Origin of the sequence: Verrucosispora sp. FIM060022, from assembly GCF_003977705.1 — a bacterium.
In the GTDB taxonomy this organism is placed as follows: domain Bacteria; phylum Actinomycetota; class Actinomycetes; order Mycobacteriales; family Micromonosporaceae; genus Micromonospora; species Micromonospora gifhornensis.
Genome location: NZ_RQIV01000015.1, coordinates 19,267 through 32,711, shown reverse-complemented (window position 1 = coordinate 32,711; position 13,445 = coordinate 19,267). Strand labels below are relative to the sequence as shown.

At 72.6% G+C, this 13,445-nt stretch carries 12 protein-coding genes and 1 pseudogene; 1 reads left to right on the top strand and 12 read right to left on the bottom strand.

What is annotated here, in order from left to right:
• Positions 1-5: 5 nt before the first annotated feature.
• The 11 genes and pseudogenes from EG812_RS26930 to EG812_RS26880 all read right to left on the bottom strand — a co-directional run bounded on the left by EG812_RS26930 (position 6) and on the right by EG812_RS26880 (position 11,507).
• Entirely contained in the window at positions 6-659 is a 654-nt protein-coding gene (locus EG812_RS26930; protein WP_126713234.1) for a class I SAM-dependent methyltransferase, read from the bottom strand.
• Positions 656-2,038: an acetyl-CoA carboxylase biotin carboxylase subunit gene (locus tag EG812_RS26925; RefSeq protein ID WP_126713233.1), complete on the bottom strand. Its 1,383-nt coding sequence runs from the start codon at positions 2,036-2,038 to the stop codon at positions 656-658. Before EG812_RS26925 ends, EG812_RS26930 begins: the two co-directional genes overlap by 4 nt.
• Positions 2,035-2,541 (bottom strand): acetyl-CoA carboxylase biotin carboxyl carrier protein, encoded by a 507-nt coding sequence (locus tag EG812_RS26920; protein ID WP_126713232.1) that lies wholly within the window; start codon positions 2,539-2,541, stop codon positions 2,035-2,037. The genes EG812_RS26925 and EG812_RS26920 overlap by 4 nt, the downstream gene beginning before the upstream one ends.
• A 24-nt stretch (positions 2,542-2,565) precedes the next feature.
• Complete coding sequence (locus tag EG812_RS26915; RefSeq protein ID WP_013733369.1) at positions 2,566-2,883, bottom strand: antibiotic biosynthesis monooxygenase family protein; 318 nt, start codon at positions 2,881-2,883, stop codon at positions 2,566-2,568.
• 38 nt (positions 2,884-2,921) lie between these two features.
• Positions 2,922-3,386: an anthrone oxygenase family protein gene (locus tag EG812_RS26910; protein ID WP_013733370.1), complete on the bottom strand. Its 465-nt coding sequence runs from the start codon at positions 3,384-3,386 to the stop codon at positions 2,922-2,924.
• Between the two features lies 1 nt (position 3,387).
• Positions 3,388-3,840, bottom strand: a pseudogene (locus EG812_RS26905) (SRPBCC family protein); the annotation flags it as partial.
• 32 nt (positions 3,841-3,872) lie between these two features.
• Positions 3,873-5,024 (bottom strand): enduracididine biosynthesis enzyme MppQ, encoded by a 1,152-nt coding sequence (gene mppQ, locus EG812_RS26900; RefSeq protein ID WP_126713230.1) that lies wholly within the window; start codon positions 5,022-5,024, stop codon positions 3,873-3,875.
• Positions 5,021-6,160: an enduracididine biosynthesis enzyme MppP gene (mppP, locus tag EG812_RS26895; RefSeq protein WP_126713229.1), complete on the bottom strand. Its 1,140-nt coding sequence runs from the start codon at positions 6,158-6,160 to the stop codon at positions 5,021-5,023. Before mppP ends, mppQ begins: the two co-directional genes overlap by 4 nt.
• Before the next feature lie 34 nt (positions 6,161-6,194).
• A complete protein-coding gene (gene asnB / locus EG812_RS26890; protein WP_158632557.1) occupies positions 6,195-8,048 on the bottom strand; it encodes an asparagine synthase (glutamine-hydrolyzing) in 1,854 nt (617 codons plus the stop codon).
• 82 nt (positions 8,049-8,130) lie between these two features.
• Complete coding sequence (locus EG812_RS26885; RefSeq protein WP_013733375.1) at positions 8,131-10,752, bottom strand: ABC transporter permease; 2,622 nt, start codon at positions 10,750-10,752, stop codon at positions 8,131-8,133.
• A complete protein-coding gene (locus EG812_RS26880) occupies positions 10,752-11,507 on the bottom strand; it encodes an ABC transporter ATP-binding protein (RefSeq protein WP_013733376.1) in 756 nt (251 codons plus the stop codon). Before EG812_RS26880 ends, EG812_RS26885 begins: the two co-directional genes overlap by 1 nt.
• Before the next feature lie 90 nt (positions 11,508-11,597).
• Between EG812_RS26880 and mppR the strand changes: the two genes are divergently transcribed.
• Entirely contained in the window at positions 11,598-12,401 is an 804-nt protein-coding gene (gene mppR, locus EG812_RS26875) for an enduracididine biosynthesis enzyme MppR (protein ID WP_126713227.1), read from the top strand.
• An 86-nt stretch (positions 12,402-12,487) separates the two neighbouring features.
• On the opposite strand, the gene EG812_RS26870 is transcribed toward mppR, so the two are convergent.
• Positions 12,488-13,444, bottom strand: coding sequence for a cytochrome d ubiquinol oxidase subunit II (locus EG812_RS26870; RefSeq protein ID WP_158632556.1), 957 nt, complete (start codon positions 13,442-13,444; stop codon positions 12,488-12,490).
• Position 13,445 lies beyond the last annotated feature (1 nt).

Genomic DNA, 13,445 nt, shown 5'->3' with positions numbered 1-13,445 from the left:
AGGCTTCAGGCCCTGCCGAAGCAGAGGATGAATGCGTCGCCGCTGTCCGACGGGGTGTATTCGGTGCCGACGTACGCCCGGTACGGGTGGCGCACCATCTCCACCCGGTCGAAGTAGCGCAGGTAGCGGTCGAGCATCGCGGCCGGGGTGGTGGTGCAGGTGGCGGCGTCCGGCACCGCGCCGTCGAGCGCGAACATCGGCACGAACCGGCCTCCCGGCCGCAGCGCATTGATCAGCCGGGGCATGAACTCGTCCAGCAGGGCGCGGTCCTCGAAGAGGTCACGTGGCAGCTCCGGGTCGAAGAAGATGCCGTCGTAAGCCGCCTGCGGCAGGCGCTCCAGGTGGTCGAAGAAGTCCGCGTGGACGATCTCCAGGTTGCCTGGCACCGTCGGGTGCCCGGTCCGGAACAGATCGATGACGTCAGCATGCTTCTCGATCACGGTGTGCCGACGGGTCCCGGGGTGGCCGGCGATGCGGAGCGCGGAGTAGCCCAGGCCGAGCCCGACTTCGAGGAAGTCCCCGCCGTCGGCGCACAGCAGGTCCGCCGAGCGCCACATCAGCTCCGCCTCCCAGCCCTGCATCGCCTGAACGCCGTCGATGAGCAGGGTCACCCCGCCGTTCGCGTCGTGGACCAGCGAGATGTCGGGTGTCGAGGTCATGTGGTGCTCCCGGTGAGTTGGGGCTGCCGCTCGGCGACGACCCGGTCGACCAGAGATGTGGTGTGCACGCCCTTGCGAAACAGCGGGTGGGCGATCAGCTCGCGGAGAAAGTCGGTGGTGGTGCGGACGCCGGGACCGGCGACGCGCAGCTCGGCGAGCGCCCGGTCCATGCGGTTCAGGGCGACCTCCCGGTCCGGCCCCCAGCAGATGACCTTGGCGATCAGCGGATCGTAGTGTGGTGTGATCGTCATCCCCGGGTACGCGTGGGTGTCCACCCGAACGAACGGGCCGCCGGGCGGGACGAACTCGGCGAGCGGTCCGGGTGAGGGCGTGAAGTTCCGGTCCGGGTCCTCGGCGTTGATCCGGCACTCGACCGCGACACCCTGCGGGCGCACTTCTTCCTGGCGTATCGAGAGCGGATGACCGGCCGCGATGAGCAGCTGCTCGCGGACCAGGTCCACGCCGGTCACCATCTCGGTCACCGGATGTTCGACCTGAATACGGCAGTTGGCCTCGATGAAGTAGAAGTCGCGGCGGTCGGCGTCGAGCAGGAACTCGAAGGTCCCGGCGCCCCGGTAACCGACCGCTCGGGCACCGCGTAGTGCTGCGGCGGCGATCCGCTCGGCCAGCTCCGCACTGACCACCGGCGACGGGCTCTCCTCGACGAGCTTCTGCCGCCGCCGCTGTACGGAGCAGTCCCGCAACCCCAGGTGCACGGCGTTGCCGTGGTCGTCGCAGAGTATCTGCACCTCGACGTGGTGCGCGGCGACCAGGAACCGTTCGACACAGACCCGGTCGTCGCCGAAGAGCAGGCGGGCGCTGTCCCGGGTTCGCCGGTACGCCGCGACGAACGCCTCCGGCGCAGTGACAATCTCCATGCCACGTCCGCCGCCGCCGGCTACCGCCTTGATGATCACCGGGTAGCCGAGGTCGTCCGCAGTGGCACGCGCCTCGGCCTCCTCGACGGCCGCGCCGGTTCCGGGTAGGACCGGCAGCCCGGCGTCGGCCATCGCGGCACGTGCCGCTGCCTTGTCGCCGAACTGGCCGATCACGTCCGGGGGAGGTCCCACGAATGTCAGTCCGTTCGCTGCGCAGACGGCGGCGAAGTCCGGGTCCTCCGAGAGGAAGCCGTACCCCGGATGGACGGCCTCCGCCCCGCGTTGCAGGGCCGCCTCGATGATCGCGGCGGCGTTCAGATAGCTGCGCCGGGCCGCTGCCGGTCCGATGTGGACCTGCTCGTCACCCAGCCGGTCACGGACCGCGTCTCGGTCGGCGCTGGAGTAGACGGCGACGGTCCGGATGCCGAGCTCCCGACACGCTCGCACGATGCGTACCGCGATCTCGCCACGATTGGCGACCAGGACGGATCGGAACCTCATGACGGATCCTTCCCGCCGAAAATCTGTGCGCAGCCGTCGACGGCGCGATCGGTGGCGACCATGAGCAGCACCTGGTCGTACTCGACCGGGGCGCCGTCCGCGACCAGTACCTCCAGCACCTCGCCAGCCACGTCCGACTCCACCGGATTCATCAGCTTCATCGACTCGACGATGCCGATCTGCTGGCCGACCTCCACCCGGTCGCCCAGTGCCACGAACGGCGGCGCCTCCGGGGCGGACGCCCGGTAGAACGTTCCCAGCAGGGGTGCCCGCACGGCCGCCACCGCGTCGCCGACGGCGGAGAGCGCAGCCACCGCGGCGGGCGCGACGCCGCTCGTCGCAATAGCGGGTGTGCCGGCCGGACCCGCCGGCTGTGCCCAGTCGACCTCGACGCTGAGGTCCCCGGTCCGCAGGCGCAGCCCGGATGGTGGGTGCGGGGAGAGTTCGAGCAGGGCCGCGGCGGTGCGGCGCAACTGGTCGAGCGAGGCTTCCTGGTCGTTCACGGCACTCCCTTCGCAGACGGCGGATCAGGTCTCGGAGACGACGCTGAACGTCTCCCAGGGCCGGGTGCGGCCGGTGTCCAGGTATGGACGCAGTGGCGTGGTGTGCCGGTGGGTGTCGGAGTGCACCCAGCGCTGCAGGTCCTCCGCGGTGCGCCAGCGGCTGGTCACCATCAGCACCCCGGGCTCGTCGCGCGAGACGAGCAGTTCGCTGCTGACCATGCCGGGGGTGCCGGCAAGATGTTCGCCGATCTGGCGGTACGTCTCGGCCAGGCCCGCCACATCGCGCTCCGGGGTCCGGTACCAGAGGATCACCCGGATAGCGGTGGTCGTGTCGATCGTCATCTTCTTCCTCGTCTCTCGTCCGCTCAGGTCTCGTCCGCTCAGGCGGGCAACAGCAGGCCGACGGCGACGGTGTTCGCGGCGAACGCGCCGACCGCCAGCACGGTGCGGATCAGGTTCCATCGCTGCCAGGCGGCGCGCGGGTCGCGGGCGGCAAAGTCGTCCGGTAGCCGGTCCGGATCGAGCGCGGTCACCCGCCGCTTGAGTGGCGCCGCCCGGGCCGCCGAGACGATGACCACGCCGGTCAGCGCGGCGACGGCGACGGTCAGCGCGGGGCGGGCCTCCCGGGCCGTCCCGGCGGTGAGCAGCGCGAGATCGGCTGCGGCGGTGACCACGACGGCGATCGGTCCGAGCGGATCGAAGCGCGGCGACCAGAAGCGGTGCAGCCGCACGTACTCGGCCCCGCTCAGCCGCCGCATCCACGGCACACCGCCGATCGCCGACCAGAGCAGCATCCCGGCGACCAGACCCCCGGTGAACAGGGCGATCGGCAGCAGCAGCGCCACGTCAGGCCGCCCGTGCGGCGGACTCGACAAGCGTACGGATGCGCTCCATCTGCACGGCCGTGTTCCGGTTCAGCCGATTGGTCATCTGCGCGTCGTCGGCCGGCGCGTCCGGACGCATCTCGAAGTCCTGCACCCAGCGCATCTCGACGCCGCCCGCCACCTCGCGGTACTCCCAGAACAGGCTCATGTACTTGAACCAGCCCGGCTCCACCCGCTGGGCGCGGACCGTGCGCCGCCCGGCGTCCGGCGTCCGCTCGCTGACCCAGCACCACTCGTTACCCTGCTCGTCCGGGTGCATGGTGAGCCGGAACCGGACCGTGTCGCCGTCCCGGCGGAGGATCTCGGCCTTGGCGTACTCGCTGAACAGCTCCGGCCAGGTCGCCACGTCGTTGGTCATGCGCCAGACCAGATCCATCGGCGCGTCGATGATGATGCTGTTGTCGGTGTGTCCGGCCATCGCAGCCCCCTCCGTTGTCGGTGATGCTGTCAATCCGAAGTGGTCGTCGCGTCCAGTCGTGCTGAAGCCGCCCGGGCAGCGGCGAGCCGGTGCCCGGCCGCGGACAGGACCGGCGGCGGTTGGAAGCTGAACGCCACCCGTACGGCGCCGGCGCCCGCAGCCCCGAAGCGCCGTCCGTCGGCCACGGACACCCGCGCCGCCGCCGCCCGCTCCCGCAGGGCTTGGCCGTCGCCGGCGGGCGCGGGCAACCAGACGAAGAACCCGCCGTATGGGGGTACGACGCCGAGCGCGTCGACGAGCGCGTCCCGCCGGGCGCGCAGTTCCTCGCGCAACCACGCGACGTGGCGGTCGTAGTCCCCACCGGACAGCAGCCCGGCCACCGCCAGCGCGGCCAGGTGGTTGAAACCGCCCCCGCTGTCCGCCCAACCGGTGGCGGCGCACCGGTCGACCAGCCGCGGATCGGCCTCCAACCAGCCCAGACGCAGGCCGGGCGCGAGCGTCTTGGCGAACGTGCCGAGCCGTACGACGCCCCGCCGGCCGGCGAGGGCGTGCAGCGACGGCGGTTCGGGCGGGCCGTCGTAGCGCAGCCCGGCGTACGCGTCGTCCTCGACGATCGGCACCCCGACGTCCGCCGCCTCCGTCACCAGCGCGCGACGGCGCTCGTCCGGAACGGTCACGCCGGTCGGGTTCCGGTGCGTCGGGATCAGGTAGGCGAAACCCACTCGCCGCCCGGCCCTGCGGACGCGGCGGACGGCGGCCGTCAGCGCGCCGGGCACCGGGCCGTCCATGTCGGATTCGATCACCTCGATCCGCAACCTGCGGTCCGTGAGAATGCGGAGGCCGTAGTCGTAGCTGAGCGGTTCGGCCAGCACCACGTCACCCGGGCGGCCGAACAGCCCGGCCACCAGGTGCAGTCCCTGTGAGGTCCCGGCGGTGACCAGCACGTGCTCCGGCCCGGTTCCGACCCGGGCGGCGATCGCCTCGCGCAGAGGTGCGGGACCGCGGTTCTCGCCGTACGTCAGGGCCGCCGGACCGAACTCGTCCAGCGCCTGCGCGTACGCCTGGGCCAACAGCCGCACCGGCAGCAGCGCCGGATCCAGGTAGCCCGGCCCGAGGTCGGTCGTGCCGGTCGGCGGGACGGACTGTACGACGCCCGCCCGCCAGTACCTCCCGCCGGTCATGAACGCAGCAGCACGGCCCGCAGCGCGCGGACGGCGGCCTCCAGGGCTCCGGGCACCCGGGCGAGCGCGATCCGCAGCGAGTGGTCGCCACGTGCCGGGTCGGCCCAGTGGAACTGGCTGCACGGCAGAACGTAGATGCCGCTCTGCCGGAGCCTGGTCCAGACGTCCAGGCAGCGGCGCTCGCCGAGGTCGACCCGCTCGACGCTGACCCGGGCGTCGCCGTCAGGGAACGCCAGGTCCGGCACGTCGGCCAGCGTCGCGCGGACCAGTGCCCGGTTGTCCGCGATGAAGCGGTGCAGGTCGGCCAGGCCACCCGCGGCGGCGTCCTCGGCGAACCGGGTGACCAGCACCAGGACGAAGGGTGACACGCCGAGCAGGATGTCAGAGTGAATCTTGGCGAGTGGCAGCCCGACGTGGTCGCTGGAGGCCAGCAGCCCGACCTTGAGGTCCAGGGTGGCCCAGAGCTTGCCGGTGTCCTCGATGACCACCCAGCGACAGCCACTGTCCCGCAGGACGGCGTAGTGGTCGTAGTGGCTCCGGGTGTCGAAGCCACGAAACGACGTGTCCAAGGCGAGCACCACGTCCCGGGCGGCGCACTCGGCGGCGATCGCCGCCAGCCGCTGCTCGGCCAGTACCCGGCCCGTCGGGTTGTTCGGGGTGGTGATGAAGAGACAACGGACCCCCTCGGGTACCGCCGCACTCACCGATCCCTCGTGCAGCACGTCCTCCTCGACCGGCAGCAGCCGGAGGCCATTGCCGCGCAGCAGGTCGGGGATATTGTCGAAGGTCGGGTGCACCAGCGCGACGGGGCCGCCGCCGGCCGGCACCAGCGACCGGGCCAGGATCTCCATGGCGACCGACGACGAGTAGCAGGTCAGCACCCCACCCGGCCGGGTGGGGTAGCTGTGCTGGTGCAACAGGTGCAGGTACGCGCGGTGCGCCTCGCGTTCGAGGTCGTCAACCGGCTGTGCGGCGGCCTTGGCGAACAGGTCGGGAAGCTCGTCAACGATGCTGCGCTGCGCCTTGGTGAGTTCCTGTCGTGCGTGACCGTCGGCCATGTTGAGTTGGCTGCTGAGCGCGAGTGACTCGATCTCCGTCAGGTTGACCCCACGCAGCAGGGGCGTGCTGGGACTCATGTGGGCACTCCAGGTGTCGGTGGTGGCTTGGGGTTCAGAGCGACAGCCGCGCGGCCGTGCTCGTCAGCCACTGGTTGAGTTGCAGGACCAGCTCCAGATCGGTCAGATCCCGCCACGCGCGAGCAGGTTCGAACGGTGCGCGCAGCGCCCGTCGGACAGCCGGCAGGTCCACGAGCCGGCGCACCGGCGCGTGCGGATCGGACAGCACGTCGGCGGCCTCGCGGCGCAGTGCCTGAACGTAGGCTGGACTCCGTCCGGTCGGGAACTGACTGGGGGCGCGATTCAGCACGGACGCTGGCAGCAAATCAGCCGCCGCGGCGCGCAACAGTCCCTTGGGGCCGCCCGAGGTCTTCATCGACCAGGGGACGTTGTACAGGTACTGCACGAGCCGGTGGTCGCAGTACGGCCACCGCAGCTCGACGCCCTCGGCCGCGCTCACGCCGTCGTCCAACGCGCAGCCGAACTCCTGCCACCCCTGCAGGTGCAGGAAGTAGATCTCCCGCATCCGTGCCTCGGTGCGGTCCTCGCCGTCGAGGCGTGGCACCCGGGCAAGGTCGGCGTGGTACGCGTCGGCGAGGTAGCCGGGCAGGTCGAGCTTGGCCAGCAGGTCCGGGGCGAACAGCCCGGTGCCGAGACCCGCCGGGGGCAGCCGGTCGCGGGTGGCGGCGATCCACGGATAGGTGTTTGCGCCTATCACCGCCGGGTCGTCCATGCCCATGAACGAGGCGAACACGGTGTCCGCCTGCTCGCCGGCGAGGACCACGTTGCTGTGCGTACCGATGTGACGGCACAGCAGCCGCAGTGAGGCCGGGAACTGCGGCGCCGCCACCGGCATGTCCTGCTGCGCTGCCACCGCCGAGCCGCGGGCCACGGGGTCGAGCAGCTCGGCCGGATCCAGCTCGAGGTAGGTGTGCTCAGCACCGATGTGCGCGGCCACCGCGGCCGCGAAGGGCGCGTCCTCGGCGCTGCGCATCGGCCCGGGAGTGTTCGGCGCCGCACCGCCCGGGTAGCCGATGGTGTAGGTGCGTAGCGGTCCCGCACCGCGCCGGGCCAGCTCCCGGGCGGCGAGCGCCGCGACCGTCGACGAGTCGACGCCGCCGGAGAGCAGAACGCCTGGCGGCGTGTCCGCGCCGAGCTGCCGGGCGACCGACGCGTCGAGCAGCTCCCGTACCCGGGCGATGGTCGTTTCCCGGTCGTCGGGGTGCGGCGCGGCGGTCAGCTCCCAGTAGCGGTGCTCCGTGACGCCGTCACGGGTCACCTCCACGGCGCCGCCCGGCAGCACCCGCCGCATGTGGCGGAAGACCGCGCGGCCGGGTGTGCTGGTGAAGGCGAGCAGCTCGCGTAGGCCCTCGGCATCCACCTCGCGGGTGGCCAGCGGGTGGGCGAGCAACGCCTTCGGCTCGGAGCCGAACGTCAGGCCGCCGCCCACCCGCTGGTAGAACAGCGGCTTCACGCCCAGCCGGTCGCGTACCAGCAGCAGACGCTCCCGGTCGGCATCCCAGACGACGATCGCGAACATGCCGTCCAGCCGCTCGGCGAACGCCGAGCCCCAGCGCAGGTACGCGTGCGCGGCCGTTTCCGCGTCGCCGCCGGTGAACTCGTGGCCGGCCGCAGCCAGCTCCGCGCGCAGGTCGCGCCAGTTGTAGACCTGGCCGTCGAGCAGCAGGGTCACCTGCTCGCCGCCGGGCCCCCGCGCGGTCACCGGCTGCTTCGCCCGGCCGCGCTCGACGACCGCCCGGGCCCGATGGCCGGCGACGAGGTGTGGTGCGACGAAGACGCCTTCGTCGTCCGGCCCTCGCGGGGCGAGCGTGCCCAGCTGGGCGAGCACCACCCCTCGGTACGTGCTCAGGTCACGCTCGAAATCGAGCCAGCCCGCGATACCGCCCATCAGCCGTCCTCCTCGCGACGATCGCCGTTCTCGCGAAGAGTCACAGGAGCGCATCGCCCACCGGTCGAGGACGATTCGAGCCCTACTCCCGGTGCACCGCGAGCAGCACCGGGACCCGCGCCGCCCGGCGACCGGGCAGCACCGAAGCCAGGAGGGTCACGGCGACGGCGCCGAGGACGATCACCGGCAGCGCGTAGCCGGGCAACCGGGCCGCGATCAGATCGCTGTCGGTGACGACCTGCGCCAGGCGCACCACGCCCAGCGCGGTCGTCACGCCGAGCCCGGTGCCCAGCACGACGACCGTCGCCGCCTCCCACCGGACCAGTGCCTGGATCTGCCGCTCCGCGGCGCCGACCGCGCCGAGGACGCCGAACTCGCGGGTGCGCTCGGCGACCGACAGTGACAGCGTTGTCGCGACACCGAACAGCGCCGTCACGATGGCGACGCCCAGGAAGACGTAGAGCAGCATGGGATCGAAGACCAGCCCGCCGCCCGGCCCGGTCAGGTAGGCGCGGGGCGGGTCGATCCGCGCGGTGGGGACGTCGGCCACCGCTTCCCGAAGCCCGTCGGCGACCGGGCCGGGCCCGGCGATCAGAACCGCGGAGACGAACGCCACCGGATCGATCGCCCGGATCGTGGCCGGGCTGACGAGCGCGTCCCCGAGCATCACCTGTGCTTCGGGTGAGTACGTCGCGACAACCTCCAGGCTCTGTACGCCCGCCGCGTCCCGCACGGTCAACCGGGTACCCACCGGCCAGTCGTACGCCTCGGCGAGTTCCGCGGCCACGGCGATCTGCCCGTCGGTGAGTCGGGACACCGGCGGGCCGGCGGCCCCGAGGTCGACGAGCGTGGCCACCGCAGCCCCCCGCGCGCCGGTGACGGCGAGCGGCGGCACGACGGTCGGCCGGCCACGGACCCGCGGCGGCGGGATCGGATCGGTGACCGTGGTACGTGCCCGCACCAGGTCGGCGGACTCCCGCACGCCGGCCACCGCGGCCACGTCGGCCGCGACCGAGGCGGGCAGCCCACTCCCTCCGTCGGTGCTCACCACCAGGTCGGCCCGGACGGCGACCGTTCCCCGGTCGGCCCGGCCTTCGGTGATCGAGGTGACCAACGACCAGGTCACCGTCGCCAGGGCCACGGTCAGCATCAACAGGGAAGCGGCCGCGGCCACCCGGCGCGGGCTGCGCACGATGAAGGCACGCGCCATCCGGCCGACGTCCGGGCGCAGCGTGACGGCGAGTGCGCCGACCAGCCGGCCGAGCGGCGGCACCACGTACGGCCCGAGCACCGCCAGCGCGGAGAGCAGCAGCAGGCCTGCCAGGATGGCGGCCGCGCCGGCCGACGTCACGCCTTGGGGCGTCGGATCCTCCCGCCGAGCGAGGAAGCTGAGGGCCACGAACATGCCGGCCAGGGCGAGCACCGGCAGGGCAGCGACCAGGCGCCGCCGGGACCGGCCCGACGGATCGGCCGACGACGCGGCGAGCGACTCGACCGGCGGCGCCAGCGACGCCCGCCATGCCGGCCGGGCGGACGCCGACCAGGCAATCAGCAGACCTGCGGCAAGCGGCGGCAGCAGATAGGCGAGGCCGAGCTGTGGACCGACGCCACCGGTGTCCAGGCCGGTGCCGGCCAGCGACGCGGCCAGCAGGCGCGCGACGCCGAGACCGAGGAGGAGGCCGAGCAGACCCGCGGCGAGGCCGACGACGACCGCCTCGGCGCGCAGCAGCAGCCGCACCTGGCGCGGCGTCATGCCGACGGTCAGCAGCAACGCCAGCTCCCGCGAGCGCTGGCGGGCGAGCGTGCCGAACGTGCCCGCCAGCACGAACACCCCGACGAACGCACCGACCAGGGCCAGCATGCCGAGGTTGGTCGTGATCTGGGCGGCCAGCTCAGCGAGCGTACGCCGTTGGGACGCCTGTACCTCCGCGCCGGTACCCACCCACACCTGCGCATCGGGGTTGGCGCCGGCGACCACGTCCCGGACGCGTGTCGCCAGCGCCGCCCGGTCGATCCCGGGTGCGGCGGCAACCCAGAGCGCCTGCCAGTCGTCGCCGAGTCCGGCGGTCCGCCGTACCCGGGCGGGCTCGGTGAGCACGGTGAGGCCGCTCACCGACCCGTCACCGCCGCCGACCGTCACCACGCCGACGACCGTCACCCGGATCGCCTCGTCCGGCAGGAGCAGGACGGTGACATCACCCGGCCGAAGGTCGCCGCCGCGCGCGGTCTGCCGGTCGATGACGACCTCGTCGGCCGCCTCCGGCGCCCGGCCCGCCACGAGCGCGTACGGCGACAGCTGCGGGGCGGCGATCCACGGCCGCAGGTGGCTGCCGCCGCCGACCGGTGGGGCGACGACCCGCCCTTCGGCACCGACGATCTCGGCCGGCACCGCGGCGTCACCGGCCGCCGCGACGACGCCCGGCAATGCGGCGACCTGTTCGACCGTCGCCGCGGACACCCGAGCCCCGGAACCGCTCTCCGGACCCCGCACGGGCGCGTCACCGGGCCGCGCGACCAGCGAGACGGTGGCGTACTCGCTGCCGCCGACGTCGTCCGTCGCGGCTGCGAACTGGAGGATGAACTGCAACGACCCCGCGAGCAGACCGGTGGCGAGCGCACCTGCCGCGATGGTGCCGACGAGCCGGGGCCACCGCTCGGCCACCGTGCGGCGGGTGATCAGCCAGAGGATCCGCACGCCGGCCATCAGCTCGGCTCCGAGATCCGGCGCAGCCGCGCCAGAACCTCGTCGACGGTCGGCTCGGCGAGTGTGTCGACGATCCGGCCGTCGGCGAGGAACAGCACCTCGTCGGCGTAGGCCGCGGCGGTCGGATCATGTGTGACCATCACGATGCTCGCGTTCTCCGTCTCGACCGCCTCGCGCAGGAACCGCAGCACCTCCGTGCCGGAACGGGAGTCGAGGTTGCCCGTCGGCTCGTCGGCGAAGACCACGTCCGGCCGGGTGAGCAACGCTCGGGCGATCGCCACCCGCTGCTGCTGACCGCCGGAGAGTTGGGCCGGCCGATGGTCCAGCCGGTCGGCGAGGCCGAGCCGGGCCACCAACTGGGCCATCCAGGCGCGGTCGACCCGGCGGCGGGCGAGATGAGCGATCATGGTGATGTTCTCCTCCGCCGTGAGCACCGGCAGCAGGTTGAACGCCTGGAACACGAAGCCCATCCGCTCCCGGCGGAGCTTGGCCAGCGCGGTCCGGTTCAACCGGGCGAGCTGCTGACCGGCGACCACCACCGCACCGGACGTCGGCCGGTCGAGGCCGGCCAGGCAGTGCAGGAACGTCGACTTGCCCGAGCCGGACGGGCCCATCACCGCCGTGAAACGGCCCCGGGCGAAGGACGCCGACACACCGTCCAACGCGCGGACCGCCCCGGCACCGCTGCCGTACACCCGCGTCAGGTCCTGTGTAGTGACGGCCGCACTGCTCGCCGTTGTCTCGTCCGCCCGCATTCCGTCGCGCTCCTCCTCGGTCGACGCCCTGCCTGGATGCTCCAGCCGTGCACGAAAACGACCGGATCATCCGTTCCTACGCTGTACGGCATGGATGATCCCGTCACCCGTACGGAACCGTACGGATACTCACTGCCGTTGTCGCCCACCGGCGCGGCGGCCATGGTCACTCCGCCGCCCTGGCACTTCTCCGGAGAGGTGGTGATGGTGGAGTACCGGGCCGACCCGGACGCAGTCGCCCGTCACCTGCCACCGGGGCTTGAGCCCGGTCCCGACGCCGGGGCGGCCGCCGCCGTGTGGGCGCAGTGGCAGTGGTGCTCCGACTCGGGCGACGAGTTGGAAGCACCGGAACGGTGCCAGTTCGCCGAGTTCCTCATCCTGCTGGCCTGCCAGCACCGGGGCGTGCCGGTGGTGCGCTGTCCCTATGCATGGGTGGACAGCGCCGTGTCCCTGGTGCGGGGTTGGATCCAGGGCATGCCGAAGCAGTTCGGCGAGATCAACCAGACACGGGCGGTGTCGGCGGGCCGGGCCGGGCCGCCGATGAGCGGCGCCGGCACGTTCAACGGGGTGGCGTCGGTGTTCGGTCAGCGGATCGCCCGCGGCGCAGTGCACACCCGGACGGAGCACGGTGACCCTCCGCCGCTCTTCGCGCTGCCGCTGGTGCACAGCCGCCTCTTCCCGGGCTGGGTGCCGGGCGAAGAGCCGGTCACCGGCTTGGTCGCCTCTCAGGTGACCGACGTGACGTTCACCGGGCTGCGCTCCGGCCCAGCCGATCTGTGGCTGACCGATGACCCGGCGTTCGCCGACCTCGGGTCCTTGGCGCCGCGTGAGGTGGGCACCGGCACCGTCTTCAGCTACGGGGAGACCCTCGTCGGCGGCCGCTGCCTGGCCTGACCACGCCCGGTCGGCCGGGGCCGCCCTGGTTGCCGCGGGCCGCCCCGGCACCGGGGGTCGCGGCGCGGGCACGACCGGGCGCCGCATCAGAAGAACACCACCGAACGGTCGTCGACCCGGTGTCGGAACACCCACCACAGGTACACCTGCCCGATCATGACAACCGGCAGCACGACGGCCGTGATACCGCCGAGTGCGGAGAGCGACGCCATGTCGGCCGCTGCCGTCCGGACGCTGTCCGCCCCGGTAGTCGCCAACACCAGCAACGGGCCCACGACAGCACCGGCGGTCATGGCCAACGCCGGGCCGGATCGTCCCTTGTCCAGCAGCGCCCGTGCGGCCAGCGGTGCGGCGGACACGACGAGCCCCGCCAGTGCCGCCGGCACCAGCGCACCCGTCCGCTGCGGCAGCACACCGGCGACCACCGTGACCACGGTCGCGACCGTGAGCAGGCCCGCACCGCCCGGCAGCACCCGCCGCGCGGTGACCGCCACCGCGGCGGCAAGCACCTGAGGCAGCCGGGTGGTCAGGAACACGGCGCCGTGTCCCGCGAAGACAGCCACCATGGTCACGGCCCAGAGCAGCGAGAACCAGCCGTACACCGGGAAGTCGGCACCGCCGCCGCCGAACCGGACCAGTAGGTTGGCGATCAGCATCCCCCAGCCGGCCGCGAAGACCGTGCTGGACACGGCGAGAACCACGTCCCACCAGCCGCGCCAGCGAACCCCCGGTAACCTGCTGCGCGACCACACGGCCACGTCGCGAACCATCCAGACGACCAGCAGCGGCCAGACCAGAGCCCGCAGTTCACCGAGCATCTCCTTCTCGAGCAGGGGAAAGGCGCCGAACAACACCCCGCCGGTGGCGACAAGCCAGACCTCGTTCGCGAGGAGGAACGGTCCGAAGGCGGTGATCATCGCCCGGCGTTCCCACTCGGTGCGGCCGAGCGGGCGCACCAGCATGCCGCTGCCGATGTCGAAGCCGTCGAGCACCAGGTAGCCGCCGAACAGCAGGCCCAGCACCAGGACGAAGAACAGATCCACG

What these genes read in the sequence shown, in the direction of transcription:
- EG812_RS26930 (WP_126713234.1), bottom strand. Translation starts at nt 659, where the DNA reads ATGACCTCGACACCCGACATCTCGCTGGTCCACGACGCGAACGGCGGG.
- EG812_RS26925 (WP_126713233.1), bottom strand. Translation starts at nt 2,038, where the DNA reads ATGAGGTTCCGATCCGTCCTGGTCGCCAATCGTGGCGAGATCGCGGTA.
- EG812_RS26915 (WP_013733369.1), bottom strand. Translation starts at nt 2,883, where the DNA reads ATGACGATCGACACGACCACCGCTATCCGGGTGATCCTCTGGTACCGG.
- mppQ (WP_126713230.1), bottom strand. Translation starts at nt 5,024, where the DNA reads ATGACCGGCGGGAGGTACTGGCGGGCGGGCGTCGTACAGTCCGTCCCG.
- mppP (WP_126713229.1), bottom strand. Translation starts at nt 6,160, where the DNA reads ATGAGTCCCAGCACGCCCCTGCTGCGTGGGGTCAACCTGACGGAGATC.
- asnB (WP_158632557.1), bottom strand. Translation starts at nt 8,048, where the DNA reads ATGGGCGGTATCGCGGGCTGGCTCGATTTCGAGCGTGACCTGAGCACG.
- EG812_RS26885 (WP_013733375.1), bottom strand. Translation starts at nt 10,752, where the DNA reads ATGGCCGGCGTGCGGATCCTCTGGCTGATCACCCGCCGCACGGTGGCC.
- EG812_RS26880 (WP_013733376.1), bottom strand. Translation starts at nt 11,507, where the DNA reads ATGCGGGCGGACGAGACAACGGCGAGCAGTGCGGCCGTCACTACACAG.
- mppR (WP_126713227.1), top strand. Translation starts at nt 11,598, where the DNA reads ATGGATGATCCCGTCACCCGTACGGAACCGTACGGATACTCACTGCCG.